Origin of the sequence: Nonomuraea sp. LPB2021202275-12-8, assembly GCF_037044575.1 — a bacterium.
Lineage (GTDB): Bacteria > Actinomycetota > Actinomycetes > Streptosporangiales > Streptosporangiaceae > Nonomuraea.
In genome coordinates this window covers 312,995-338,864 of sequence record NZ_JBAHWD010000006.1, presented here as the reverse complement: position 1 = coordinate 338,864, position 25,870 = coordinate 312,995, and the positions used below count along the sequence as shown (strand labels likewise).

The window sequence follows — 25,870 nt, the reverse complement described above, 5'->3', positions numbered from 1 at the left end:
TCTGGGTAATCGCCCTTGGGCAGGGTGAAGCGCCGATCGCCGGTGATCCATGCGATCAGCTGTCGCGGTGGGCCAGCTGGGCGGCCAGCACGGTCAGGGCGACGCGCGCCTCGGACGCGATCGGGGCGGCTTCGAGCGCCTTGACCGCCAGGCGGACGCGCTCGTCGATCATCCCCTCGACCCTCGTCGGCGCGCCGGTGGCGATGAGGATCTCGCGCACCTCCCCGGCGTGCTCGTCGGTCAGCTCCGGGTTGCCGTGCCAGGTGCGCAGGTAGGCGAGCTGCGCGGGGGTGGCTCGCTCCACCGCGTGCGCGAACAGGACCGTCTGCTTGCCCTCGCGCAGGTCGTCCAGCGCTGACTTGCCCGTCTCGCCCGACGAGCCGAAGGTGCCGAGCATGTCGTCGCGGAGCTGGAAGGCCTCGCCCAGCGGCAGCCCGAACGCGGAGTAGGAGCGCAGCAGCTCGGGCGCCGCCCCTGCCAGCGCGCCGCCGATCTGCAGCGGGCGCTCGACGGTGTACTTGGCGGTCTTGTAGCGGATCGTCGTCAGCGCCTGCTCCACGGTGGCGCCGTCGCGCAGCTGGGCCAGGATGTCCAGATACTGGCCGCTGATGACCTCGGTGCGCATGGCGTCGAACAGGTGGTGTGCCGCGCGCAGGCGGGCGGGCTCCACCCCGCACGAGGACAGCAGCGCGTCGGACCAGGCCAGGCTGAGCGTGCCCAGCAGGATGCCGCCGGCCCTGCCGAACGCCTCCGCGCCCGCTCCGCCGTGCAGGTGGGCGAGGCTGCGGTGGACGGTGGACCGGCCGCGGCGCAGGTCGCTGCCGTCCATGATGTCGTCGTGGATCAGCAGGCCGGCGTGACACAGCTCCAGGGCCGCGGCGGCGCTGATGATCTCCTCGCAGTCCTCGCCGCCGGCGCCCCGCCAGCCCCAGTAGCACAGCTGGGGGCGGATGCGCTTGCCGCCGCCGAGAATGAATTCCACGAGCAGCTGGTAGGCGGCCACCACGTCCCTGTCGGCCACGGGGGCGCGCCAGCCGTCGAGAAAACCGGCCAGGCGATCGTCAATGCGCGGTCCCAAGAGGTTGGGGGTGAAGCTCACCGTCATGAGCGGGCTCCTTCTGTCGACCGTCATCACCAGTAGTTACTCATTGAATACGGAGGGTGTAAAGCCGCTTTAGGGATCAGAGTTTTTCTCGCGCCTGGCGAGGCCTGCCCGTGACCGCGGGCATGCCCGGATCCCCCGCCCGCCGCCGGGCTGGTTCGTTTGACAGCGGATGTGGGGGTATGCGGCTGTTCGTGCCCCCAGTAAGGAGGAGCCATGAAGGCCGTCACCTGGCACGGCAAGCGCGACGTGCGGGTCGAGGAGGTTCCCGACCCGGAGATCAAAGAGCCGAACGACGCGGTCATCAAGGTCACGAGCAGCGGCATCTGCGGCTCGGATCTGCACCTGTACGAAGTGCTCGGCGCGTTCATGACCGAGGGCGACATTCTCGGCCACGAGCCCATGGGCATCGTCGAGGCCGTCGGCGCCCAGATCACCGACCTGAAGGTGGGAGACCGGGTCGTGGTGCCGTTCAACATCTCCTGCGGCCACTGCCACATGTGCGGCCTGGAGCTCTACGCCCAATGCGAGACCACCCAGGTGCGCGAGCACGGCATGGGGGCGGCCCTGTTCGGCTACACCAGGCTGTACGGCCAGGTGCCCGGCGGCCAGGCCGAGTACCTGCGGATCCCGCAGGCCCAGTTCGGCCCGATCAAGGTGCCCGACGGCCCGGCCGACGAACGGTTCGTCTTCCTGTCGGACGTGCTGCCCACCTCCTGGCAGGCCGTGCAGTACGCGCACGTGCCCCCGGGCGGCAGCGTCGCCGTCTTCGGCCTCGGCGCCATCGGCCAGATGTCCGCCCGCATCGCCCGCCACCTCGGCCACCGCGTGATCGGCATCGACGGTGTGCCGGAACGGCTGGAGATGGCCCGCCGCCACGGTATCGAGGTCATCGACGCGCGCGACGCCTCCGACGTGCCCGAGGCGGTCAGGCAGCTCACGGCCGGGCGGGGCACGGACTCCGTCATCGACGCCGTCGGCATGGAGGCGCACGGCTCCCCGGCCGCCAAGCTGGCCCAGAGGCTCACCGGCCTCCTGCCCGACACGGTGGCGGCGCCGCTCATGACCCACGCGGGAGTCGACCGCCTGGCGGCGCTCAACCAGGCCATCGACACCGTACGACGCGGCGGCGTGATCTCCGTCGTCGGCGTCTACGGCGGCATGACGGACCCCCTGCCGATGCTGCGCATGTTCGACAAGGGCATCACGATGCGGATGGGCCAGGCCCACGTCCGGCGCTGGATCGGCGCACTTATGCCGCTGGTGACCGACGACTCCGACCCGCTCGGCGTGATGGACCTGGCGACGCACCGGCTGCCACTGGACCAGGCGCCGCAGGCGTACGAGATGTTCCAGAAGAAGCGGGACGGCGCGGTCAAAGTGCTGCTGCGGCCATGACCTTCCAGGTCAGAGCGGTTTCGCGGCCGCCACCGCGGGCAGCCAGAGGCGCATGAGAGTGGTGGTGGTGGGAGCGACGGGAAACGTCGGGACGAGCGTGGTGCGGGCGCTCGAGGCCGACGACAGCGTGACGTCCATCGTCGGCGTCGCCCGGCGGCTGCCGGGCTGGCAGTCGGAGCGCACCGAGTGGCGCCGGGCCGACGTGGTCACCGGCGACCTGTCGCAGATCTTCGACGGCGCCGACGCGGTCGTGCACCTGGCCTGGCTGTTCCAGCCCACCAGGAACGCCACGGTCACCTGGCGGGCCAACGTGCTGGGCAGCGTGCGCGTCTTCCAGGCGGTGGCGGAGGCGGGCGTGCCCGCCCTGGTGTACGCCTCCTCGGTCGGCGCGTACTCGCCCCGGCCCAAGGACGAGCCGGTGGACGAGAGCTGGCCCACCCACGGCTACCCGGGCGCCGCCTACGGGCGGGAGAAGGCCTACGTCGAGCGGGTGCTCGACGTGTTCGAGAACGACAACCCCGGCATCCGGGTGGTCCGGATGCGGCCCGGCTTCATCTTCAAGCGGGAGGCGGCCACCGAGCAGCGCAGGCTGTTCGCGGGGCCGCTGCTGCCGCGCAGGCTGGTCAAGGCGGCCAACATCCCGTTCGTCCCGGACATCCCCGGGCTCAAGCTGCAGATCCTGCACGCCGAGGACGCCGCCGAGGCCTACCGGCTGGCCGTCACCAGGCCGGTCAGCGGAGCCTTCAACCTGGCCGCCGACCCGGTGCTCGACCCTTCGGCGCTGGCCGAGCTGCTCGGCGCCAGGACCGTCCCGGTCTCGCCGGCGCTGGCGCGTGCCGCCGTGTCCGCGGGCTGGCACCTGCGGCTCGTGCCCGCCGCCCCCGGCCTGCTGGAGCTGGCCCTGCAGATCCCGCTCATGAAGATGGACCGCGCACGCGACGTGCTCGGCTGGATGCCCGTGCACTCCGCCGCCGACACGCTGCGGGCACTGCTTGAGGGAATGCACGACGGCGCCGGCCTGGACACCCCGCCGCTCGTCCCCGACACCGGCCGCAACCGCCTGCGCGAACTCGTCACCGGCTCCGGATCCCGCGCCACGCCTGACGGTTGACAGGTGTAGCGACTCCCAGACAGGGCAGAGGCTGAGGGTACGCGAGGTCCAGAAGCGTGGCCCTGCGTGTCGTTTCCGACACGGAGGACAGACGTGGACCATCTGAGATCGCCCGAAGCCCAGCCGGCCGGCCCCTCCCGCCGAGTCCGCGGCCGGGCCCACCCCGCTGACCATCCGCTCGGCCCTTCGGGCCGCGCGCGTCGGCGTGACAGGCAATCATGAGGAGCTTGCCATGCGCACGTTGATCACCCAGCCCTTCACTCTTCAGGAGGTCACCACTCTGCGCCACGCCGTGGCACGCCACGCCTCAGCCTCCGGGCTGGCCGGCGCGCGACTGGAGGACTTCGTCCTGGCCGTCCACGAGAGCGTCGTCAACGCCGTGGAGCACGGAGGCGGCTACGGCCACCTCAAGCTGTGGACGAGCGGCGGGATGCTCCGCGCCGAGACCGCCGACCACGGGTCCGGCATCCCGCACGGCTACGTCAACGGCCACCGGCTGCCATCGGACATGGCGTTCACGGGCCGGGGGATCTATCTGATCCGCCGGCTGTGCGACGGCGTCGACTTCCGCACCGGGCCCGGCGGGACCGTCGTCCAGATCACCATGCGCCTGCCCCGTCACCAGCTCAGGCACGTGTCGCCGATGAAGCGGGTCAGAGTGGCGGTGAGCGGACTCCACCGGCACATGAACCACTTCACGGCCTGACGGGCACGGCCTGTCGAAGACCGGGAGCTCCGCCCGCCACGCACAGCCCGCGCCCGGCAGGCGGGGCTCCCGCTCCACCCGGCGCGACAGCGGTGAGCGGCCGAGTGGAGCGCGAACGGGCCGGGTAGGCTCGGGCGGGGTGGCCGGAGTCTGGAGGATGGGTGCCGTGAGTGGCGTAGCTGGCACGTCGTTCTCCGGCGAGATCATCGAGCCCGTGCGGCGGATCGGGCGGCGGGAGTTCGACTTCCGGCGGCAGGTGGCGATCATGGCCATCGTCAACCGGACCCCCAACTCGTTCCACGACCAGGGACGGACCTTCGAGCTCGAGAGGGCTGTGGAGGCGGCGCGGCGGGCCGTCGACGCGGGAGCCGACTGGGTGGACATCGGGGGATTCGCCTTCAGCGCGGCCCAGGCCGAGATCGGGGTCGACGAGGAGATCGAGCGGGTGGCGCCCGTCATCTCCGAGGTGCGGCGGGTCACCGACGCGGTGATCAGCGTGGACACGCACCGGGCGGCCGTGGCGCAGGCGGCCCTGGATTCCGGGGCCGACGTGATCAACGACACCAACGGGCTGCGCGAGCCGGGCATCGCCGAGGTCGCGGCTCGGGCGGGGGCCACGGTGGTGGTGACGCACAGTCTCGGGGGACCGGGGCGGCGGGTCTTCCGGCCCCGTTATGACGACATCCTGTCCGAGGTCACGGCCTACCTGCGCGAGCGGGTGCGGGCGGCCCTGGACGCGGGGATCGCGGCCGACCGGATCATCATCGATCCGGGGCACGATCTGAACAAGAACACCTACCACTCGCTGGAGCTGATGAGGCGGCTGGAGGAGGTCACCTCGATCGGATATCCGACCTTGGTCGCGCTGTCCAACAAGGACTTCATCGGGGAGACCCTGGACCGGCCCCTGGGCGAGCGAGGGGAGGGGACGATCGCGGCCAACGTCATGGCCATCCTGCGCGGGGCGCGGATCGTCCGCGTGCACGACGTGCCCGCCACGGTGGCGGCCGTGCGGATGACCGAGGCGATGCTCGGGTGGCGCGCGCCTGCCGCCGCCAGGCACAACCTCGCCTAGAGGAGGGAGATCGGCGCGTGACCGAGCGCAAACCGCCAGGGATGCCGTTCGAGAGCTGGGTGGATCGGCAGATCCGCGAAGCCGAGGAGCGCGGGGAGTTCGACAACCTGCCGGGCAAGGGCAAGCCGCTGCCCGATCTGGACAGGGCCTACGACGACCTGTGGTGGGTCAAGCAGAAGCTGCGCAGCGAGGGCCTGTCCATGCCGCTGCCTCCGACGCTGGCGCTGCGCAAGGACGCCGAGGAGTCGCTCGCGGCGGCCGCCGAGGCCAGGTCCGAGGGCGAGGTGCGGCTGATCGTGAACGACATCAACGACAGGATCCGCGAGGCGATCAGGACCGGGCTGTCCGGGCCGCCGCTGAACCTGATGCCCTACGACGTCGAGCGGGTCGTCTCAGACTGGCGCGCGAATCGCTGAGGGATTGGGACAGGGCCCAGGCCGGGACGGGTCCGGCGGCCTGGGCCCTGTGATCGGGTCAGGAGAGCGGTGGGTAGGCGTTCCTGACGAGCTCTCTGAACTGGGCGGAGAACCACTGGCCGGAGAGCGGCGCGTCGGGCAGCGCCCCGGTCAGGTTGTTGCCGTTGAGGTCGTTGCCGGTGTAGGTGGGGTCGCACATCCGGTCGAACTTCTTGCCCTCGTCGTTCGGGATGTCCGTGCTGGCCCCGTCGGACTCACCAGGCGGCTTGATCCAGACGTAGGCGTCGAAGCCGGCCTCGGGGCTGGCCTGCGGCCGGTAACCGATTCCTGCGCCGCTCTGGTTGCACCAGTTGCCGGCGTGGATGCGGCGATCGACGCGTGACTGGTTGACGAAGGGGTTCAGCTCGGTCGAGGTGCTCGGGCCGGTCGGGCGGGCGGAGCCGCCCCAGCCGTTGCGCGAGGTGTCGATGAGCATGCCGAGCCCCTGCCTGAAGCCCTTGCCGATGAGGGCGTTGCGCAGGGCGGTGGCGAAGGACAGCTCATCGATGTAGTAGTTCCAGTCGACCCAGTCCGACTGCCGGACCGAGGTGCCGTTGACGGTGGAGTTGATGGTGAAGTACGGCTCCCGGGTCGCGGAGGTGTTGGCCGTGTTGACGATGAAGCCGTCGACGCTGTCGACGCCGGCGGTGGTGCCCGCGACCGTGGAGTGGAACAGGTCGACCGACGGGTTGAAGTTCGAGTCCCAGCCGAGCCAGGCGTGGTGGGCGGCGTCGATGTAGGTGTAGACGTTGGTGATCGCGTGCAGCTTGTTGAGCGCGTACTGCACGCCCTGGACGTAGGCGCCGGTGGACTGGGCCTCGGCGCACTTGGGGAAGCTCAGGTTGGTGATCAGGTTCGGCAGCGAGTCGGGCTCGATGATGGTGACGATGCGCAGGTTGCCGTACTGCGGGTCGTCGAGGATGGCCGCGATCGGGTCGATGTATTCGGCCTTGTAGCGGTTCAGGCCGTTCTCGGCGATGAGCAGTTCGCCGTTGGAGGCCAGCGCCGAGCAGTCGCGGTTGGGCAGGTCGTAGATGACGACCTGGATCGTCAGGGGCGAGGCGCCGTTGGCGGCGTCCTGCTGGACGGCCTCGTCCATGTGGGCCCGCAGGCTCATGGCGCCTGCGGTGCCGCCGATGGCGGCGATGCGATCCATCCACACGGCGGTCGAGGTGTTGGCGATCGCCGCGCCGCCCGGCTCGGCGGCGGCCTTGGCCCGCCAGTTGGGATTGACGTAGCCGGTGGCTCCGGCGTAGGGGTTCTCGACGTGCACGGGGTTGCTGACGCCGTCGTCGTCGGCTTCGGTGGCGGTGACCGTGCGCGAGGTCAGGCCGGAGGCGGCGACGGTGAAGGTGCGCGAGCCGGCGGCGGTGTCGGAGTCCTGGGCGGCGGCGAGCGTCACGGTCTGCGGAATGTTCCAGTTGGCGGCGGTGAAGGTGAGCGAGGCGCCGGAGCTCACGGTGAGGTTCGCGTCGCCGCTGCCCGCGGTGGTGGTGACGGTCACGTTCGAGGTGGGCTGCGCGGCCAGGCGCACGGTGTAGGTGGCGCTGGAGCCTTCCGGCACGGTCACCGACGTCGGCGTGACGATCAGGGACTGCTCCTGGACGGCGTCGTCGTCGACCTCGGTGGCGTTGACGGTCGCGGCGGTGGCGCCGGTCCCGCCGACGGTGAAGGCGGCGGTGCCCGCCGTGGTGTCCGCGTCCTGGGCCGCGGCCAGGGTCACCGTCTGCGCGGTGTTCCAGTTGGCCGGCGTGAAGGTGAGCGAGGCGCCGGAGCTGACGGTCAGGTCGGCGTCACCGCTGGTGCGGGAGGTGCTGACGGTCACGTTGGCCGTCGGAGCCGACGACAGCCTGGCGGTGAAGGTGGCGGTGCCGCCCTCGTTGACGGCGACCGAGCTGGCTGAGGTGACCACGGCCGGGGTCTGGCCGCCGGGGCCGCCGCAGGTGGTGCCGTTCACGGTGTAGGAGGCCGGGTTGGGGTTGGTCCCGGACCAGGTGCCGTTGAAGCCGATCGAGGTGCTGGCCCCGGTGGCGAGGGTGCCGTTGTAGGGCAAGTTCTGACCGGTCACGCGGGTCCCGGACTGGCTCCAGTTCGCGCCCCAGCCGCTGGGCGTGTACCTCTGCGTGGTGGTGGGGAAGTCGAAGGCCAGCGTCCAGCTCGTGAGCGGGTCGCCGAGGTTCTTCAGCGTGATGTTCGCGGTGAAGCCGCCCTGTCCTGGACTCGATGTCCACGTGTTGGGGGTGTACACGACGTCACAGGCGACCGCGGCGTGGGCCGCGGTGGTCTGCCCGGCGACCAGGCCGAGCGCCGCGACGCAGGTCGCGGTCGCGGTCACCGCCCATCTCCGGAGGGCGCGTGGGATTTTCACGGGTCATCATCTCCAGCAGGTACTGAGGCTGACTTGGGAGCGCTCCCATAGTGAGCGGGACTCGAGTGGCTGTACAGCGGGCCGCCCGGTCCGCCCGCCTCGCCGCCCCGTACGCTCGCCGAATGCTCCGGAACGCGCGTGAAACTTTCATGCCGCGCAGCCAGGTGGGAGGAAATACGGCGGTTACCCGGACGTCGTTTCGTTGACATCCGGTGCTCAGCGAAACACACAATCCCCATGGGAGCGCTCCCACCCCCTACTCCCATGGAGAGACAGTGACCCACAGACCCCGATCAATGCTCGCTCGCCTGGCCAGGCGACTCGCCATGGCCGCGGCGCTGGTCCTCGTCGCGGGCACCACGACCGTGCTGGCCCAAGCCCCCGCCAGCGCGGCCGTCGCCTGCGAGGTGACCTACACCTCCAACGAATGGACCAGCGGCTCGAACCAGGGCGGCTTCACCGCCAACCTCGCCGTCAAGAACCTCGGTGACCCGCTCACCGGCTGGACGCTGACCTTCGACTTCCCCACCACCACGCAGAGGTACACGCCCAGCGGCTGGGGCGCGAACTGGAGCCAGTCGGGCACCCGGGTCACAGCCCAGAACATGCCCTGGAACGGCAACCTCGCCACCGGGGCCAGCACCTCGATCGGCTTCAACGGCACCTGGTCCGGCTCCAACCCCAAGCCCACCACCTTCGCCATCAACGGCACCACCTGCGGCGGCACCGGCACCAACCAGCCGCCCACCGTCGCGCTTACCTCGCCCACGGCCGGCCAGACGTTCACCGTCCCCGCCACGGTGCCGATCGCCGCGACCGCCGCCGACGCGGACGGCACGGTCGCCAAGGTCGACTTCTACCAGGGGTCCACGCTGCTGGGCACCGACACCACCTCGCCCTACGCCTACAGCTGGACCAACGTGACCGCGGGAAGCTACTCGATCACCGCGCGGGCGACCGACAACGCGGGCGCGACCACCACGTCGTCCCCGGTCGGCATCACCGTCTCCTCCGACAGCACGCCCGCGCTCGTGGTGAGCCCGCTGAGCCTGGCCGTGCCGGAGACCGGCACCGCCTCCTTCACCGTCAGGCTGTCGAGGGCTCCCACCGCCGGCGTGACCGTCAGCACCGCGCGGGTCAGCGGTGACGCCGACCTGACCGTCGGCGCCGGCGCCACGCGCACCTTCACCACGGCCAACTGGAACACCGCCCAGAACGTCACGCTCGCCGCCGCCGACGACGCCGACACGACCAGCGGTTCGGCCGTGTTCAGGGTGAGCGCCACCGGCTACAGCGCCGTCGACGTCACCGCCACCGAGGCGGACGACGACGTGCCCGGCGGCGACAACGAGTACATCCAGCGGTTCACCGAGCTCTACAACGACCTGCACGACCCCGCCAACGGCTACTTCTCGCCCGAGGGTGTGCCGTACCACTCGGTGGAGACGTTCATGGTCGAGGCGCCCGACCACGGGCACGAGACGACGTCGGAGGCCTACAGCTACTTCCTGTGGCTGGAGGCGGTCTACGGGCAGGTCACCGGGGACTGGTCGAAGTTCAACGCAGCCTGGGCCTCGATGGAGAGGTACATCATCCCGGCCACGGCCGACCAGCCGACGAACTCCTTCTACGACCCGGCCAAGCCCGCCACCTACGCGGCCGAGCACCTGGAGATCGACAACTATCCGACCCAGATCGATTCGAGCGTGAGCGTCGGCACCGACCCGATCGCGAACGAGCTGCAGAGCGCCTACGGCACCCGGGACGTCTACGGCATGCACTGGCTGCTGGACGTGGACAACACCTACGGCTTCGGCCGCTGCGGCGACGGCACCACCAGGCCCGCCTACATCAACACCTACCAGCGCGGGCCGGAGGAGTCGGTCTTCGAGACGATCCCGCAGCCGTCCTGCGACACCTTCGAGCACGGCGGTACCAACGGCTACCTGGACCTGTTCATCAAGGACAGCTCCTACGCCAAGCAGTGGAAGTACACCAACGCCCCCGACGCCGACGCCCGCGCCGTGCAGGTGGCGTACTGGGCGCAGACCTGGGCCAAGGCGCAGGGCAAGGAGTCGCAGATCTCCGCCACCGTGGCCAAGGCCGCGAAGATGGGCGACTACCTGCGCTACGCGATGTACGACAAGTACTTCAAGCAGCCCGGCTGCACCAGCCCCTCGTGCCCGGCGGGCACCGGCAAGAACGCCTCCAACTACCTCCTGTCCTGGTACTACGCGTGGGGCGGCGCGACCGACTCCAACGCCGGATGGGCCTGGCGCATCGGTTCCAGCCACAACCACGCCGGATATCAGAACCCGTTCGCGGCCTGGGCCCTGGCGAACGTCGCCGAGCTCAAGCCGAAGAGCGCCACCGGAACGACGGACTGGAGCACCAGCCTCACCCGCCAGCTGCAGTTCTACACCTGGCTGCAGTCGGCCGAAGGCGCCATCGCCGGCGGCGCGACCAACAGCTGGGAAGGCCACTACGCCACCCCGCCGAGCGGCCTGCCCAAGTTCCACGGCATGACCTACGACTGGCAGCCCGTCTACCACGACCCGCCGTCGAACCAGTGGTTCGGCTTCCAGGCGTGGACGATGGAGCGGGTGGCCGAGCTCTACAACGTCACCGGCAACGCCGACGCCAAGGCGCTGCTCGACAAGTGGGTGGCGTGGGCGCTGGACAACACCACGATCAACGCCGACGGCAGCTACCAGATCCCGTCCACGTTGCGCTGGACCGGCCAGCCGGCGGGCAACTTCACCGCCACGACGGGCATGCCGCCGGCCAACCCCGGCCTGCACGTCACGGTCGTGGACCACACGCAGGACGTGGGCGTCGCCGGAGCCTACGCCAAGGTGCTCATGTACTACGCGGCCAGGGCCAACCACGCCGAGGCCAGGGACACGGCCAAGGCGCTGCTGGACGGCGTCTGGGAGAACCGTGACGCCGAGGGCGTCTCGGTGCCGGAGACCAAGACCGACTACAACCGGGTGGACGACGCGGTCCACGTGCCCGCCGGCTGGACCGGCACCATGCCGAACGGCGACCCGATCAACTCCGACTCAACGTTCATGTCGATCAGGTCCTTCTACGAGGACGACCCTGACTGGCCGAGGGTCCAGTCCTTCCTCAACGGCACCGGGCCGGCTCCGGTCTTCAACTATCACCGCTTCTGGGCGCAGGTCGACGTCGCCGTCGCCCTGGCCGAGTACGGGCGGCTCTTCCCGTGACGAGCCCGTTCGTGAAAAGGGCCGCCGCCTTCGCGGCGGCGGCCCTGGCCGTGCCCATGCTCCTCGCCGCACCGGCCGCCGGGGCCGCCGCTCCCGCGTTCGCGTACGGCGAGGCGCTGCAGAAGTCGCTGTGGTTCTACGAGGCCCAGCAGTCGGGCGAGCTGCCCGGCTGGAACCGCGTCGGCTGGCGCGGCGACTCGGGCCTGGCCGACGGCGACGACGTCGGCGTGGACCTCACCGGCGGCTGGTACGACGCGGGCGACCACGTCAAGTTCGGCTTCCCGATGGCGTTCTCCGCCACCATGCTGGCCTGGGGCGCGGTGGAGTACCGCGACGCGTACGCGGGCTCCGGCCAGCTCACCCACCTGCTGAACAACCTCAGACACGTCAACGACTACTTCATCAAGGCCCACCCGTCGCCGAACACGCTCTACGGCCAGGTGGGCAACGGCGGCACGGACCACGCCTGGTGGGGCCCGGCCGAGGCGATGGCGATGGCGCGGCCCGCGTACAGGATCGACGCCTCGTGCGGCGGGTCGGATCTCGCGGGAGAGACGGCGGCGGCGATGGCCGCCTCCTCCATCGTCTTCCGGCCGACCGACCCGGCCTACGCCGACACGCTGGTGACGCACGCCAAGCAGCTCTACACCTTCGCCGACACGGTGCGGAAGAAGTACAGCGACTGCATCACCGACGCCCAGAGTTACTACAACTCCTGGAGCGGCTACACCGATGAGCTGGTCTGGGGCGCGATCTGGCTGTACAGGGCCACCAACGACCCGGCCTTCCTGACCAAGGCCGAGTCGGGCTACAACAGCCTCGGCACCGAGCCCCAGACCACCATCAAGTCCTACAAGTGGACGATCGCCTGGGACGACAAGTCCTACGGCGCCTACGTGCTCCTGCACAAGCTCACCGGCAAGCAGCGCTATCTCGACGACGCCAACCGCTGGCTCGACTGGTGGACCGTCGGGGTGAACGGCTCCAAGGTGAGCTACTCGCCCGGCGGCCAGGCCGTGCTGGACCGGTGGGGGTCGCTGAGGTACGCCGCCAACACCGCGTTCGCGGCGTTCGTCCACAGCGACGCGATCACCGACGCCACGCGCAAGGCCCGCTACCACGACTTCGCGGTGCGGCAGATCGACTACGCGCTCGGCGACAACCCGCGACGCTCCTCCTACGTGGTCGGGTTCGGCGCCAACCCGCCGAAGAGCCCGCACCACCGCACCGCGCACGGCTCGTGGACCGACCAGATCTCCGCCCCCGTCGACAGCCGCCACACCCTGTACGGCGCGCTCGTCGGCGGGCCGCCCGAGGCGAACGACGCCTACACCGACCGTCGGGACGACTACGTCATGAACGAGGTCGCCACCGACTACAACGCGGGCTTCACCAGCGCGCTCGCCAGGCTCTACAAGGAGTACGGCGGGCCGCCCGCGACGGGGTTCCCCACCGGGGAGACGCCCGACGGGCCGGAGATCTTCGTGGAGGCCGGGGTGAACGCCTCGGGGGCCGGCTTCACCGAGATCAAGGCCATCGTCCGCAACCAGTCCGGCTGGCCCGCCCGGGTGCTGTCCGACGGGTCGTTCCGCTACTACTTCACGCTCGACGGCGCCACCACCGCCTCGCAGATCACCCTGTCCTCGGCCTACACCCAGTGCGCCGCGCCCACACTGCACGCGGCCGGCGGCAGCACGTACTACGTGTCGGTCGACTGCTCAGGCCAGGTCATCGCCCCGGCAGGGCAGTCGCAGCACCGCAGGGAGGTGCAGTTCCGCATCACCAGCTCGGGCACGTGGGATCCGGCCAACGACTGGTCCTACCGCGGTATCGCGACCACTCCCGGCGCGACGCCGGTGACCGCGCGCAACATCACGCTGCACAGCGGCGCCACCAGGATCTGGGGCGATCCGCCAGGACCGGAAGAGGAGGACGAGACCCCGCCCGGCAAGCCGGGCAAGCCTGCCGTGTCAGCCGTGACCGGCTCCACGGCCAGGCTGTCGTGGACCGCCGCCACCGACGACGTGGGCGTCACCGGCTACGACGTCTACCGAGGAGGCGCGAAGGCGGGCACGGCCACCGGCACGACCTTCGAGCTGACCGGGCTCACACCCGGCACCGGCTACACCGTCCACGTCGTGGCCAGGGACGCGGCGGGCAACAGCTCCCCGCCCTCCGACAGCACGGACTTCACCACCACCGACACGCCGCCGCCCACCGGCGGCTGCACGGCCGTCTACGAGCTGGTCAACTCCTGGAACGGCGGCCACCAGGCCAAGGTGACGGTGGCGAACGCCGGCACCTCGGCGCTCACCGGCTGGACGGTCACCTGGACCGCGTCCGGCTCCGTCACCCAGCTCTGGGGCGGCAGGCACACCCAGTCGGGAACCACCGTCACGGTCCGGAACGAGACCTGGAACGGCGCCCTCGCCCCCGGCGGAACCACCACCTTCGGCCTGCTGGCCAACGGCGGCGGGGCCCTCCCCGACCCCGTCACCTGCACCCCGGCCTGAGCAAGCCCCCGCCCCGCCGCACCCCCCGGCGGGGCGGGCCCCGAGCGAAAGGCAGCACATGAGATCACGGCTCGCCGCGCTGGCGGCACTCCTCCTCCTTCCCGTCGTCCTGATCGCGACGCCCGCGCACGCCGCCACCGGCCTGCACGTCAGCGGCACGAACATCGTCGAGAGCGGCGGCCAGACCTTCGTCATCCGCGGCACCAGCCACGCCCACACCTGGTACACGGGCGAGACCCAGTCCTTCGCCGGCATCAAGTCGCTCGGCGCCAACGCCGTCCGCGTCGTGCTCAGCGGCGGCCGGTGGACCCCCAACGACACCGCCGACGTGGCCAACGTCGTCTCCCTGTGCAAGCAGAACAAGCTCATCTGCATCCTGGAGAACCACGACACCACCGGGTACGGCGAGCAGAGCGGCGCCTACACCCTCGACCAGGCCGCCGACTACTGGATCAGCGTCAAGAGCGCCCTGGTCGGCCAGGAAGACTACGTCATCGTCAACATCGGCAACGAGCCCGTCGGCAACAACGCCGTCACCCCGGGCTGGGCCTCCGCCACCACGGCCGCGATCAGGAAGCTGCGCGACAACGGCTTCGACCACGCGCTCATGGTGGACGCCCCCAACTGGGGCCAGGACTGGGCCTTCACCATGCGCGACAGCGCCAGGACCGTTTTCGACAGCGACCCCGACCGCAACACCGTCTTCTCCATCCACATGTACGGGGTCTTCGACACCGCGGCGGAGATCACCTCCTACCTGGACGCGTTCAGGACCGCCGGGCTGCCGCTGGTCGTGGGCGAGTTCGGCCATGACCACTCCGACGGCAACCCCGACGAGGACACGATCATGGCGCAGGCGGTGAGCCGCGGGATCGGCTATCTGGGCTGGTCCTGGAGCGGCAACGGCGGCGGCGTGGAGTATCTGGACCAGGTCACCGACTTCGACGCCACCCGGCTCACCTCGTGGGGCCAGCGGCTCTTCAGAGGCGCCAACGGCATCGCGGCGACCGCCCGCGAGGCCGCCGTCTACGCCGGTGGCGGCGACCCCGACGACACCCCGCCCTCCACCCCCGGCACCCCGGCCGCGTCCGGCATCACCGCGACCGGCGCCACCCTGAGCTGGACCGCCTCCACCGACGACACCGGCGTCACCGGCTACGACGTGTACCGCTCGCCCAGCACCCTGCTCGGCCAGTCGGCCACCAACTCGATCACCCTCACCGGCCTGACCCCGGCCACCGCCTACCAGGTGTACGTCCGGGCCAGGGACGCCGCGGGCAACCAGTCGGGCCAGTCCGCGAGCGCCTCCTTCAGCACCCTGCCCGGAGGCGGTGACGGCGGCTGCACGGCGACGGCCACCGTGCAGAGCCAGTGGGGCACCGGCTACGTGGCCCAGCCGGTGACCGTGACCAACACCGGCACGTCCGCCAAGACCGGCTGGACGGTGACCTTCACCCTGCCCGCCGGCCACACGATCACGGGCTCATGGAACGCCGCCGTGACGGTCAGCGGGCAGACCGTCACGGCCAGGAACCTCGCCTACAACGGCAACCTCGGGCCCGGCGCGAGCACGTCCTTCGGCTTCCAGGCCGGCCGCCCGAGCGGCCAGACGAGCGTGCCGTCCGGTTACACCTGCGCCAACTGAGCCAGCCGTCGAGCCACCGAGGAGGTGAGGCCCCGATCCCTGTCGTGTAAACGCCCCTACGACACCCATCCCGCCCGGATGGCGAGAACGCGGCCGGCCCCGAGACCTCCCCCTCTTCGCCGGCCGCGTTCTCATTCCCGGATCATCGCGACGTCGCCTGCGCGAACCTCTCGCGCGCCGCCTCGATCGCCTCGTCGTCGGCGAACTCGCCGAACGCCTCCTCGTGGTAGCGCTCGGGAATCGCCTGCCTGACCCGCTCCGGGTAACCGATGCCCGGCTCGGGCACCCGTACCTCGGCGGGCTCGTCGAGGCGCACGGCGAGCGGGCCCGAGACGCGCACGGACATCGCCCAGTTCTCGCCCGCGCCGGTGATCGCGCACAGGTGCCGCGCGTACACCCAGCGCACCTCGGCCACGGTGGCCGCGTCCGCGGGCTCGACCCCGAACGGGTCCACCGCGCACACGACCCTGCCCGCGTCCTCGCCGAACTCGTGGCCGTGCTCGTGGTGCTCTGCAGGCGAGGACTGCTCCAGTATCCCCGTCACCAGGACGGCGAGCGGTTCGCGCAGCCCGGACGGCAGCCCCTGCCGCCACAGGCCGGCGAAGAGCGCCGCCCCGGCGACGGAGGCCACGACCACGGCGGTGATCGCCACGATGCGACCCCGCCGTGCCGGTGGCCTCCTCACTTCGTCGAGCATCGCCGGTGACCTACGGGCTGGTGCAGGTCAGCGTCGGCACGGGGCTTGGCGCGGTGCCGGTGGCGTTGAACCCGAACGTGGTGGACGCGTTCGCCGCGAGCTGCCCGTTGTACGACGCGTTCTTGACCACCACCGAGGGCGGTTGCCCGGTCAGCTGGGCGTTCCAGGGCGCGCCTTCGAAGCCCTGGCCGCCGCTGTAGGTCCAGCGGACGGTCCAGCCGTTGATCGCGGCCGTCCCGGTGTTGCGCACGGTCACCTCGCCCTGGAAGTGGCCGGCCCAGCCGTTGTCGACGGCGCGGAGGGTGGCGCTGCATGCGCCCGTGGGCACGGGGTCCGTCGGGGTGCTGGTGGGGGTCACGGACGGGTCCGGGGAGCTGGTGCCGCCGGGGCCGACGCCGGTGACCTCGCCGTTGCCGCCGTCGAAGGCCACGTCGGAGCAGCTGTAGAAGTTCTCGTTGCTGTCCGAGCGGATCCAGTGGGTGAAGATGATGTGCCGCCCGCTCTTGCCGGACGGGAGCTGGGCGTTCCAGTAGTAGTAGTTGAGCCCGCCGGGACCGCCGTTGTCGGGCGGGTTGGTGACGCTGCCGAACGGCTCCAGGTCGGACCACTTCAGCGGCCCGTTCGGGTTCCAGCCGTTCTTGGTGACGTAGTAGTTGAAGGCGCCCGGGTGCTCGGCCCAGTTGCTGTGCCGCATCTGGATGTTGGCGCCCGACGTCAGGTGGGTGAGCGGCCAGTCGGAGCGGACGGCGTTGTAGGCGGTGAAGTCGTAGGGGCCGCCGGTCCCGCCGCTGCAGAGCTGGCCGTCGGGGATGAAGCCGCTGGTCCGGCCGGCGCCGTCGGAGCGCAGCACGGCGAACCAGTTGTACAGCGGGGTGGCGCCGCTCTGGGCGACCGCCGCCGCGCAGGCGGGGTTGTAGGGGAGTATCTGCCCGTTGTCCCGCAGGCCGTCCTGCCAGCACAGGAAGGTGCGGCCGCCGGGGAACATCGAGACGCCGTGGGCCTGTGCGGGGATCACCAGGGCGGCGACGATCATGGCTAACGCCGCGGCGGCTGCCAGGACCGCCGATCGGATGACTCTCATGAGGAAGATTCCTTTGCTCGCATGACTGAGGAACCCCCCACGACCCCGCCCGCCCGGCAGCACTCGCGTGGCCGCATTACAACACGTCTCGACAGATCTGGACAACGCGTCGTGAAACTTTCAGGCCGGAGCGTTCCACGGACGTGCCGAGTGCGGTGTGCGGCCGAGGTCAGGGCTGGCGGCGGGCGGCGGTGATCTCGTTCAGCCGGATCTCCAGCTCGACCCGGCAGGCCGGGTCGAGCCTGCCCTCGCGCTCGCGGTCGGCGAGCTTCCGGCGCAGGCCGACGAGGCCGGACTCCTCCTTGCCCGGGGTGACCAGGGCGCCGCGCAGCACCTGCTTGATGTCGAGGGCGACGTCGCCTCCGGTGGCCTCGCAGACGCGCGTCTCTTCCAGCGTCGCGTGGAACCCGTCGACGGCCTGCCGGATGGTGTGCCCTTCCACCTGCGAGCGCTCGATGGCGGGCAGGGAGGCGGTGGCGGAGGGGGTGGGGGCCGTCACCACGGGGGCCGGCTCGCCCGGTGGGTACTCGAACCAGGCCAGCACGGACAGGACGACCGCGCCCACCCCCGCCCCGGCGATCGCCAGCCCGCGCCGTACCCGCTTGCCCAGCTTGGGTGCGGCGGTCAGCGCGTCGGCGACCTCGGCGGCCGCGGGCCGGCGGGCGGGATCGTGGGCGAGGCAGCGCTGGCAGAGCGAGGCGACGGAGTGCGGCACGCCGGTCAGGCGCGGGGGAGGAGAGGTGCGGCGGGCCGCCTCGATCTGCTCCCAGGTGGTCTCGGGGTACGGCGTGCGGCCGGCGATCATGGTGAACAGCAGCACGCCGAGCGCGTAGACGTCGACGGCCGGATGGGTGGGCGCGCCGTCGAGCCGTTCCGGGGCGACGTAGGGAGGGGTGCCGCGGTCGTCGTCGGGATCGCCCGCCCAGGCCGCGATCCCGAAGTCGAGCAGCTTCGGCCCGTCGGCGGTGAGCAGCACGTTCTCGGCGGTGACGTCGCGGTGGACGAGGCCGCGCGCGTGCCCCGCCGCGAGCACCCGGGCCATCCGCACGCCGATGCTCGCGGCCTCGGCCCAGGGCAGCGGTCCTCCGGAGATGCGCTCGGCCAGTGGCGTCCCGTCGAGCAGCGGCATCACGACGAAGGCCGCGACCGCGCCGTTGCAGGTCACGGCCTCGCCGTAGTCGTAGATCTCGATGGCGTCCGGATGGATGAAGCGGGCGGCGGCCCGCGCCTCGGTGCGGGCCCGGGCCCGGTCGCCGAGTCCCGTCTGCAGCGAGGAGGTGAGCACCTTGACCGCCACCATGCGCTGCAGTGACTGGTCGAACGCCCGCCAGATCACCGACATGCCCCCGCTGGCCAGCGGGTCCAGCAGCAGATACCTACGGGCCAGGAGGTCCCCGGGCTCATGCCGAGTCACGGACGACCAGTTCTGTCGGGAGGACGGGGTCGATCCCGGTCGTGCCTGACAGCAGCAGCCGGGTGGCGATCGTGGCGACCTCCTCCACGGGCTGGCGGACCGTCGTCAGCGCCGGGTTGGTGTGCCTGGCGACGGGGGCGTCGTCGAAGCCGATCACCGCGACGTCGGCGGGCACCCGGCGCCCGGCCCGCCGCAGGGCCTGGATCGCGCCCGCGGCCATCAGGTCGGAGGCGGCGAAGACGGCGTCGAGTCCGGGAGCGTGGCGCAGCAGCCACTGCATGGCATGGGTGCCGGAGGCGGCCGTGAAGTCCCCGTAGGCGACGGGCACCTCGGCCATGCCCGCCGCGCGCAGCGTGCGCACCAGCCCGTCGAGCCGGTCACGCGCGGCCGGCAGCGACGGGGGGCCGCCGATGGCGGCGACCGCGCGGCGGCCGGTCAGCAGCAGGTGCTCGGCCGCCTGCCGGCCGCCGTCGTGGTTGTCCACGTCGGCGTAGGGCAGCTTGAGGTCGTGCGGCGGGCGGCCGATGTTGCGCACGTTGACGCCGGAGGTGCACAGCTTGATGGCCAGGGGGTGCCGCTCCCTGGCGCCGACGAGGAGCACCGCGCCGGACAGCGCGGGCAGGAAGGAGGAGGTCGGGTTGACGGTCGTCACCATGAGGTGGGTGCCGTGCTCGGCCACGACGGAGCCGGTGGCCGACAGGAGCCTGGCGTAGTACGGTTCGGAGAATAATCGCGGCAGATGGTCGCAGATGACCGCGGTGACTCCGGTCGCCGTGCCGCTGGAGACCGAGCCTCTGGGCGCCCGTTGACGCACGTAACCCATCCGCGAGACCGCTTCATAGACCTGGCGACGGGTCGACGTGCTGACCCGGACCGACCCTGTGAGAACTCGGGAGGCGGTCGCCGGGGAAACCCCGGCTTCCGCGGCGACCTGTGCAAGTGTGGGCTGCTCGGACATGCTCAGCACCTCGCGGCGAAGATCCCTGGGAGCGCTCCCACGTTATCAATGTTTCGCCCTCGTTAACAGGCCCACTGAACTGCGTTGTTAGACCCCAGTAAGGAAGCGGGTCACCCCGAGGCCCCCGGCCGTGGGCGGCAACCGCCTCCGGCCGGGGAACGCGAACGCGGCTACCGGCCGCCCGGCGGGTCGGCGAGGGTGAAGTCGTCGTCCTGCACGTCGGACAGCTCGTCCGGGTCCACGCGGTCCGGCTGGACCGGCGCGCAGCCCCGGCCGCAGCCGCCGAAGCGCGAGGAGTTGATCGGGCGGAACGGCGTGGCCTCGACGCCCTTCAGCGCGGCCAGCATGGTGTCCTTCCAGATGGGCCCCGGGACGCTGGCGCCGAACACCGAGCCGTAGTAGCGGCCGCCGATGGTGATGTTGTTCAGCTTGTACTTCTGCGCGCCGCGCGGGTCGCCGATGCTGACCGCGCCGGCGAGGTCCGGGGTGAACCCGGCGAACCAGGCCGTGGCCTGGGCGTCGGTGGTGCCGGTCTTGCCCGCCGCGGGCCGGCCGATGCCGCCGACGCCGCGCATCGTGCCCTTGGTGAAGACCCCGGACAGCACGTCCGCCGTTGCGTCGGCCACCTCCGGGTCCAGCACCTGCTTGCACGTGGGGTCGTACTTCTTGACCTTGCCGTAGCGGTCGGTGATCTGGGTGACGACCATGGGCTCGCAGTACTTGCCCCGGGCCCCGATGGTGGCGTAGGCGTTGGCGACGGTCACCGGGTCGATCTCGTTGGTGCCGAGCGTGAACGTGGAGAACTCCAGCAGCGGCAGCCCGTCGGCGCGCTTGATGCCCAGCGACTTGGCGGTCTTGATCGTGTCGCAGAGGCCGACCCTCTCCTCCAGCTTCATGAAGAAGGTGTTGACCGAGCCCCAGGTGCCCGACTGCAGGGACTTGAAGCCGCCCGAGCCCTCGTCGTTGGTGACGGTGTGGGACGGGTCGCCGATGTTCTCGCCCTTGCAGTTCTTGAACGTCGAGTAGCCAGGCGCCCGGTAACCGGCGCCCACGGAGAACCCGTCGTTGATCTTCATGCCCTCCTTGAGGGCGGTGATCAGCGTGAACGTCTTGAAGGTCGAGCCGGCCTGGAAGCCGATGCCTCCGCCGTGTGCCGCGTCGGCCACGACGTTGTAGGACATCTCGTTCTTCTTCTTGGAGTTGCCGTACGTGCGGCTCGCGGCCATCGCCTTGATCTTCCCGGTGCCCGGCTCGATCAGCGCCTCGGAGGCGACCGGGCGGTCGGAGGCGTGCACGTGCTTCTTGATGGCGCTCTCGGCGGCCCGCTGCATCTTCGGGTCCAGCGTCGTCCTGATCCTCAGGCCGCCCCGGTTGAGCAGCTGGGTGCGCTGCTTCTTGGTCTTGCCGAAGACCGGGTTGTTGAGCACCTCGGCGCGCACATACATGCAGTAGTACGGGTAGCGGCTGACCCCGCACCCGCCGGGCAGCTCGGTGCCCTTGTAGCCGAGCTTCTTGGCCTTGGCCTCGGCGGCCTGCTCAGGGGTGATCTTCTTCAGCTCGGCCATCCGGTTGAGCACCACGTTGCGCCGCTCCAGGAGCCGGGCGCGCTGCTGCTTGCCGAGGTTGGGGTCGGTCCTGTTGGGGTCCTGCACGGCCGCGGCGAGCGTGGCCGCCTGCGCCAGGTCGAGCTCGGCGGCCGGGACGCCGAAGAACCGCTTGGCCGCGGCCTCCACGCCGTTGGCGCTCGCGCCGAAGTAGGCGATGTTGAGGTATTTCTCGAGGATCTCGTCCTTGGTGTACTTCTCCTCGATCGCCATCGCGTAGCGCAGCTCGTTGAGCTTGCGGGCGTAGCTGGCCTCCAGTGCCTTGGCCTTCTCCTCGTCGGTGGTCGCGGAGGTGAGGAGCACCTGCTTGACGTACTGCTGGGTGATGCTGGAGCCGCCCTGGGCGACGCCGCCGGCCTGGAGGTTCTTGGCCAGGGCGCGCACGGTGCCCTCAAGGTCGATCGCGCCGTGCTCGTAGAAGCGGTAGTCCTCGATCGAGATGATCGCGGTCTTCATGACCTCGGCGACCTGGGACAGCGGGATGACCTCCCGGTACTGATCCCAGAACTGCGCGATCTGCTTGCCGTTGGCGTCGAGGATCTCGGTCTTCTCCGCCAGCGGTGGCTCTTTCAGGTCCTCCGGCTTGAGGTTGAGCTCTTCGGACGCGCCGACGAACATCGCGCCGGCGCCGCCGATGGCCGGTAGCGCGATGGCGGCCGTCAGCACCCCCGCCGCCGCGGCCGCGCCCGCTAGGCGAAGGATGTTCGAACCACGGCTCATGTGATAGAACCTCCCCGATTACCGTTAAGCCCGTCCCAAACCCTATAGGCATGGCGATTGTCGCGAATCCCTATCTGGTGGATGCCGCAGTGGCGGAGGTCACCCCGCGGCCGGGTCCGGTGCAGCTTGGCGGGCAATCTTCTGAATCCCGCACAAACTGGAATGGTGGTCGTTGGTGAGAACGCCTCCCTGAGGGAAGGCGTACGGGATGGCCGAGAGCGCTCTGCGTATCGAGACGGTCCGCCACGAGCGGTGCACGGTCCTCCGAGCCTCGGGTGAGCTGGACCATACCGGGCGGGTCCGGTTCAGTGCTCGCATCGACGCCGCCTGGGACTGGTCGCCGGGGCCGGTGCTCGTCTTCGACCTGGCCGGGCTGGTCTTCTACGACTCCTCCGTGATCGGCGTGCTGGCGATGGCGCTGCAGCGGATGCAGGAGACGGGGAGCGGGCGGGTCATCGTGATACGGCCGTCCGCGCACCTGCTGAACGTGCTGCGGCAGACCGACCTGCTGTCACATGTGGAGGTGCGTGACAGCGTGGCGCAGGTCGTGGTGGAGCTGATGCGCCCGGACGGGGCGGCGGGCGAGCGTGCGCAGGTGGAGCTCGGCGGCCGCGACGGCGAGGGAGCCTGAAGAAGATCCGGCAGGCTCGGGCGAGCCGGCTGACGGCGCGCCTTTCCGGGAACCGCGGAGACTTGATGATCGTTTCAGGTACGGTCGCGAGCCGTACCTGAATGGAGAGCAAGCAGTGGTATTCAAGCGAATGCTGGGCGCCTTCGGCGTCGGAGCCCCTTCGGTGGACACCGTCCTGACCACGCCGCGCGTGCGGCCGGGCGGGCGGCTGGCGGGCGAGGTGCGGCTGAAGGGCGGCGACTTCGACGCCGACATCGAGCACGTGACGCTGGGGCTGGTCGCCCGCGCCGAAGCCGAGTACGGCGAGGGCGAGCAGAGCGGGGTGGCCGAGCTCTACCGGATGCGGGTGTCGGGTCCGTTCAAGCTGGGCAAGGGCGAGGACCGGACGATCCCGTTCGAGACGCCCGTGTCGTGGGAGACGCCGATCAGCGAGGTGCAGGGGCAGCCGCTGACCGGGATGGCGCTGGGCATCCGCACCGAGCTGGCCATCGCCAAGGCCGTCGACAAGGGCGACCTGGACCCGATCGCGGTGGAGCCGCTGCCCTCGCAGCAGCGCGTGCTGGAGGCGTTCCTGGCGCTCGGCTTCACCTTCAAGTCGGCGGACCTGGAAGCGGGCCAGATCTACGGCGTGCGCCAGGACCTGGCCTTCTACCAGGAGATCGAGTTCTACGGCCCGCCCGGGCAGATCCGGGAGGCGGAGCTGACCTTCGTCACCGACCCCGACGGGATGGACATCGTCGTCGAGGCGGACAAGCGGTCCGGCTTCGGGTCGAGCGACGCGATCGGCAGGTTCCGGGTCGGCCACGAGGAGGCGCTGCGGATGGACTGGGTCGCCGAGCTCGGCGCCTGGCTGCGCGACCTCCCGAGGCACGGCCACAGCCATCATGGAGGCCACCACCACGACGACCACCACCACCACCATGGGGGCGGGATGGGCGGCGCGCTCGCCGCCGGCGCCCTGGGCGTGGCCGGCGGGCTGGTCGCCGCCGAGGTCATCGAGGAGGCGTTCGAAGGCGATGACGAGGGCGGCGACTGGTAGCCGCCCTCGTCCCTCAGCCGACCCGTTCGCCGGGCAGCAGCTCGGCGAACAGGGTCTCCCACATCGGCATCACGACGTCCGGCGCGTAGGCGCGGGCGGCCTCGGCCGCGGCGGCGCCCATCTCCAGCCGCCGTGCCTGGTCGGAGACGACCTCCTTGAGCCCGGCGGCGAGCGCGTCGACGTCCCTGGGCGGCACCAGGATCCCGTCGACGCCGTCGGTCAGCACGTCGCGCGGCCCGGTCGGGCAGTCGAAGGCGACGATGGGCAGCGCGTGCGTCATGGCCTCGATCATGACCATGGGCAGTCCCTCGAACCGTGAGCTGAGCACGTAGACGGAGGCGGCGGTCAGCTCCTCGTCGAGGCGCTCGGTGCGGCCCAGCAGCGCGATGTGGTCCTGCATGCCCAGCTCGTCGATCTTCGCGATGAGCTGGGCCTGCCTGGGGCCGGTGCCGAAGATGCGCAGCCGCCACTCCGGATGCTCCGCCACCACCTGGGCGAAGGCCGGGATGAGCAGGTCGAACCCCTTCTGCGGCACGAGCCGGCCGGCGGCGATCACGACCGGATTGTCCTGCTTGGAGCGTTCCTGGTCGACTTTGTGCACCGCGTTGGGGATCTGCACGATCCTGGACTTCGGCAGCAGCTCCTGGTACTGGAGCCGGTTGGTCCCGGTGAGCACGGTCACCGCGTCGAACCGGCCGTAGTAGCGGGCGATTTCCCGGCGGATGGTGTCGGGGTAGGCGTCCAGGTTCATGTGCTCCTGCGCCACCCGGATCACGCCCTTGGCGGCACGCCGGGCCGCGATCAGGTTGAGCGCGGGCCTGGTGGTGACCAGGATGCCGTCGTCCAGCCCGGCGACGTAGTCCATGACCGCCTTCTCCACGCGTTCGGTGAAGTAGTCGGCGGCGAACTCGCCACGCGGCACCATCTTGCCCCGCACCCTGCGCCAGGCCTTGCGCGGGAGCGAGTCGGGCAGCCTGCCCTCGCGCTGGTCCACGAGCGTGCTGAGGCGGACGCCGCGGTGGATGGCGAACTGCGGCTTGGTCCGGCGGCGCACCACGCTGACGATCTCCACGTCGTGCCCGGCGATGGCCATCGCGTTGGCCTGGTTGACGACCGTGCGGATGGTCCCGCCCATGCCGTAGGCGTGCAGCATCAGGTAGCGGATCTTCATGGCAGATAGCCCCAGCTCCGGCTGATGGACTTCAGCGACTCCGGGATCGACGAAGGATCGGGGAGCGCCCGGCCGGGCTGCACGGCGCCTGAGCGGATCTTGTCCCGCCAGTCGCCGAGCCCCTTCTCGATGACCGTCTGCTCGCCGTACGAGAGCATCTGGGGCTCCCATTCCAGGCCCAGGAACGCGCAGATCTCGCGGGTCACCCTTTCCGGCTCGGCGCTGAGATCCTCGTAGCGCACGGTCAGGCCGGTGAGCGCCGACTTGGCGCGCTGCACCGCCTTCATGTAGCGCAGCGCGTCCAGCGCGGCCTCCTCCGGGGTGCGTTTGTCGGGGCTCGCCTCGTGCCAGGACGTCGCGATCGAGGCCGGATGGCGCAACAGGAAGATGAAGCGCGCGTCCGGCCAGCAGGTGGACAGGCGCTCGTAGGCGAACGCGTTCGCCGGTGTCTTGTCCACGATGAACCGCTTGCCGCTGCGTTCCAGCTCGCGGTGCAGCACGCGGTCCCAGAGGAGATGCTCCAGGTCGGCCTGGTTGTGGCCGAGTGCCGTCATTGCCTTCTGCGCCAGGTTGGTGCCGAACTCCACTCTCAGCCGTCGCACGTGAAGCTCGTGCGGGGCGTGCATGGCCGAATGGGCGTTGAGTATCGCGCGAAGCAGGGTGGAACCGGACCGCACCGGCGAGATGACGAAGATCGGTGCCGTCAGCAACCGATCGGCCTGCGGATCCGCGGGCGGCCGAACCTCGACTTCACTCGGCTTGGCCGGGGTCGGCGCCTGGGTAATACCTGGGTTCCCTACTCGGTTGACCTGGAATCCGGTGAACCTGACCAGCGCTTTGTTGAACTTACGCTGCCAGCTCATGCCGAGGGAGACTACCCAGCCATCCTGGTAGTTCCCTGGCAGTCTGGTGACAGAACACGTCCGCGTCTCTCCCGTGCCGACCCTGCTCC

General features: G+C 70.6%; 19 protein-coding genes. 10 read left to right on the top strand and 9 right to left on the bottom strand.

Features of this window, described 5'->3' with window-relative positions; all coding sequences use genetic code 11:
* Nucleotides 1–55: 55 nt before the first annotated feature.
* Nucleotides 56–1,105: a polyprenyl synthetase family protein gene (locus V5E28_RS14750; protein ID WP_336207422.1), complete on the bottom strand. Its 1,050-nt coding sequence runs from the start codon at nt 1,103–1,105 to the stop codon at nt 56–58.
* Between the two features lie 213 nt (nt 1,106–1,318).
* Here V5E28_RS14750 and V5E28_RS14745 point away from each other — a divergent pair, with 213 nt between their 5' ends.
* The 5 genes from V5E28_RS14745 (at nt 1,319) to V5E28_RS14725 (ending at nt 5,808) form a co-directional block, all read left to right on the top strand.
* Nucleotides 1,319–2,500, top strand: coding sequence for a zinc-dependent alcohol dehydrogenase (locus V5E28_RS14745; protein WP_336207421.1), 1,182 nt, complete (start codon nt 1,319–1,321; stop codon nt 2,498–2,500).
* 52 nt (nt 2,501–2,552) lie between these two features.
* Nucleotides 2,553–3,611: an NAD-dependent epimerase/dehydratase family protein gene (locus V5E28_RS14740; protein ID WP_336207420.1), complete on the top strand. Its 1,059-nt coding sequence runs from the start codon at nt 2,553–2,555 to the stop codon at nt 3,609–3,611.
* Nucleotides 3,612–3,843: 232 nt separating this feature from the next.
* On the top strand, nt 3,844–4,317 hold the full coding sequence (locus tag V5E28_RS14735) for an ATP-binding protein (RefSeq protein WP_336207419.1): 474 nt from the start codon (nt 3,844–3,846) through the stop codon (nt 4,315–4,317).
* Between the two features lie 166 nt (nt 4,318–4,483).
* A complete protein-coding gene (folP, locus tag V5E28_RS14730; protein WP_336207418.1) occupies nt 4,484–5,392 on the top strand; it encodes a dihydropteroate synthase in 909 nt (302 codons plus the stop codon).
* A gap of 17 nt (nt 5,393–5,409) precedes the next feature.
* On the top strand, nt 5,410–5,808 hold the full coding sequence (locus V5E28_RS14725) for a J-domain-containing protein (protein ID WP_336207417.1): 399 nt from the start codon (nt 5,410–5,412) through the stop codon (nt 5,806–5,808).
* Nucleotides 5,809–5,866: 58 nt separating this feature from the next.
* Here V5E28_RS14725 and V5E28_RS14720 read toward each other — a convergent pair whose 3' ends face one another.
* Nucleotides 5,867–8,182, bottom strand: a complete 2,316-nt coding sequence (locus V5E28_RS14720) for a glycoside hydrolase family 6 protein (protein WP_336207416.1) — start codon at nt 8,180–8,182, stop codon at nt 5,867–5,869.
* A 329-nt stretch (nt 8,183–8,511) separates the two neighbouring features.
* Between V5E28_RS14720 and V5E28_RS14715 the strand changes: the two genes are divergently transcribed.
* From V5E28_RS14715 to V5E28_RS14705, 3 genes are read left to right on the top strand one after another with little or no spacing between them, the layout of a single operon-like run.
* Complete coding sequence (locus tag V5E28_RS14715) at nt 8,512–11,445, top strand: glycoside hydrolase family 48 protein (protein ID WP_336207415.1); 2,934 nt, start codon at nt 8,512–8,514, stop codon at nt 11,443–11,445.
* Between the two features lie 56 nt (nt 11,446–11,501).
* A complete protein-coding gene (locus tag V5E28_RS14710) occupies nt 11,502–13,958 on the top strand; it encodes a glycoside hydrolase family 9 protein (protein ID WP_336207544.1) in 2,457 nt (818 codons plus the stop codon).
* 58 nt (nt 13,959–14,016) lie between these two features.
* Entirely contained in the window at nt 14,017–15,603 is a 1,587-nt protein-coding gene (locus V5E28_RS14705) for a cellulase family glycosylhydrolase (protein WP_336207414.1), read from the top strand.
* 142 nt (nt 15,604–15,745) lie between these two features.
* Here V5E28_RS14705 and V5E28_RS14700 read toward each other — a convergent pair whose 3' ends face one another.
* From V5E28_RS14700 to V5E28_RS14680, 5 genes are all read right to left on the bottom strand, one after another.
* Nucleotides 15,746–16,300 carry a hypothetical protein gene (locus V5E28_RS14700; protein WP_336207413.1) on the bottom strand — a complete coding sequence of 185 codons (555 nt, stop codon included), beginning with the start codon at nt 16,298–16,300 and terminating at the stop codon, nt 15,746–15,748.
* A 10-nt stretch (nt 16,301–16,310) separates the two neighbouring features.
* Complete coding sequence (locus tag V5E28_RS14695; RefSeq protein ID WP_336207412.1) at nt 16,311–17,381, bottom strand: lytic polysaccharide monooxygenase; 1,071 nt, start codon at nt 17,379–17,381, stop codon at nt 16,311–16,313.
* Between the two features lie 169 nt (nt 17,382–17,550).
* The gene (locus V5E28_RS14690; protein ID WP_336207411.1) at nt 17,551–18,795 is read right to left on the bottom strand and encodes a serine/threonine-protein kinase; all 1,245 of its coding nucleotides are present in this window, start codon (nt 18,793–18,795) and stop codon (nt 17,551–17,553) included.
* Nucleotides 18,782–19,753 (bottom strand): LacI family DNA-binding transcriptional regulator, encoded by a 972-nt coding sequence (locus tag V5E28_RS14685; protein ID WP_336207410.1) that lies wholly within the window; start codon nt 19,751–19,753, stop codon nt 18,782–18,784. Before V5E28_RS14685 ends, V5E28_RS14690 begins: the two co-directional genes overlap by 14 nt.
* A 170-nt stretch (nt 19,754–19,923) precedes the next feature.
* Entirely contained in the window at nt 19,924–22,077 is a 2,154-nt protein-coding gene (locus V5E28_RS14680; protein ID WP_336207409.1) for a transglycosylase domain-containing protein, read from the bottom strand.
* A 208-nt stretch (nt 22,078–22,285) separates the two neighbouring features.
* Between V5E28_RS14680 and V5E28_RS14675 the strand changes: the two genes are divergently transcribed.
* Nucleotides 22,286–22,708 carry an STAS domain-containing protein gene (locus tag V5E28_RS14675; protein ID WP_336207408.1) on the top strand — a complete coding sequence of 141 codons (423 nt, stop codon included), beginning with the start codon at nt 22,286–22,288 and terminating at the stop codon, nt 22,706–22,708.
* A 115-nt stretch (nt 22,709–22,823) separates the two neighbouring features.
* Entirely contained in the window at nt 22,824–23,747 is a 924-nt protein-coding gene (locus V5E28_RS14670) for a sporulation protein (RefSeq protein WP_336207407.1), read from the top strand.
* Between the two features lie 13 nt (nt 23,748–23,760).
* Here the strand turns inward: V5E28_RS14670 and V5E28_RS14665 are convergent, their stop codons facing one another.
* Together V5E28_RS14665 and V5E28_RS14660 are read right to left on the bottom strand one after the other, a co-directional pair.
* A complete protein-coding gene (locus V5E28_RS14665) occupies nt 23,761–24,918 on the bottom strand; it encodes a glycosyltransferase family 4 protein (protein ID WP_336207406.1) in 1,158 nt (385 codons plus the stop codon).
* Nucleotides 24,915–25,781 (bottom strand): sulfotransferase family protein, encoded by an 867-nt coding sequence (locus V5E28_RS14660; RefSeq protein WP_336207405.1) that lies wholly within the window; start codon nt 25,779–25,781, stop codon nt 24,915–24,917. Before V5E28_RS14660 ends, V5E28_RS14665 begins: the two co-directional genes overlap by 4 nt.
* Between the last annotated feature and the right edge of the window lie 89 nt (nt 25,782–25,870).

Bases quoted from the DNA above. Each gene is read 5' to 3' on its own strand.
- V5E28_RS14750 (WP_336207422.1), bottom strand. From the start codon at position 1,105: ATGACGGTGAGCTTCACCCCCAACCTCTTGGGACCGCGCATTGACGAT.
- V5E28_RS14745 (WP_336207421.1), top strand. From the start codon at position 1,319: ATGAAGGCCGTCACCTGGCACGGCAAGCGCGACGTGCGGGTCGAGGAG.
- V5E28_RS14740 (WP_336207420.1), top strand. From the start codon at position 2,553: ATGAGAGTGGTGGTGGTGGGAGCGACGGGAAACGTCGGGACGAGCGTG.
- V5E28_RS14735 (WP_336207419.1), top strand. From the start codon at position 3,844: ATGCGCACGTTGATCACCCAGCCCTTCACTCTTCAGGAGGTCACCACT.
- V5E28_RS14715 (WP_336207415.1), top strand. From the start codon at position 8,512: ATGCTCGCTCGCCTGGCCAGGCGACTCGCCATGGCCGCGGCGCTGGTC.
- V5E28_RS14710 (WP_336207544.1), top strand. From the start codon at position 11,502: ATGCTCCTCGCCGCACCGGCCGCCGGGGCCGCCGCTCCCGCGTTCGCG.
- V5E28_RS14705 (WP_336207414.1), top strand. From the start codon at position 14,017: ATGAGATCACGGCTCGCCGCGCTGGCGGCACTCCTCCTCCTTCCCGTC.
- V5E28_RS14700 (WP_336207413.1), bottom strand. From the start codon at position 16,300: ATGCTCGACGAAGTGAGGAGGCCACCGGCACGGCGGGGTCGCATCGTG.
- V5E28_RS14695 (WP_336207412.1), bottom strand. From the start codon at position 17,381: ATGAGAGTCATCCGATCGGCGGTCCTGGCAGCCGCCGCGGCGTTAGCC.
- V5E28_RS14685 (WP_336207410.1), bottom strand. From the start codon at position 19,753: ATGTCCGAGCAGCCCACACTTGCACAGGTCGCCGCGGAAGCCGGGGTT.
- V5E28_RS14680 (WP_336207409.1), bottom strand. From the start codon at position 22,077: ATGAGCCGTGGTTCGAACATCCTTCGCCTAGCGGGCGCGGCCGCGGCG.
- V5E28_RS14675 (WP_336207408.1), top strand. From the start codon at position 22,286: ATGGCCGAGAGCGCTCTGCGTATCGAGACGGTCCGCCACGAGCGGTGC.
- V5E28_RS14665 (WP_336207406.1), bottom strand. From the start codon at position 24,918: ATGAAGATCCGCTACCTGATGCTGCACGCCTACGGCATGGGCGGGACC.
- V5E28_RS14660 (WP_336207405.1), bottom strand. From the start codon at position 25,781: ATGAGCTGGCAGCGTAAGTTCAACAAAGCGCTGGTCAGGTTCACCGGA.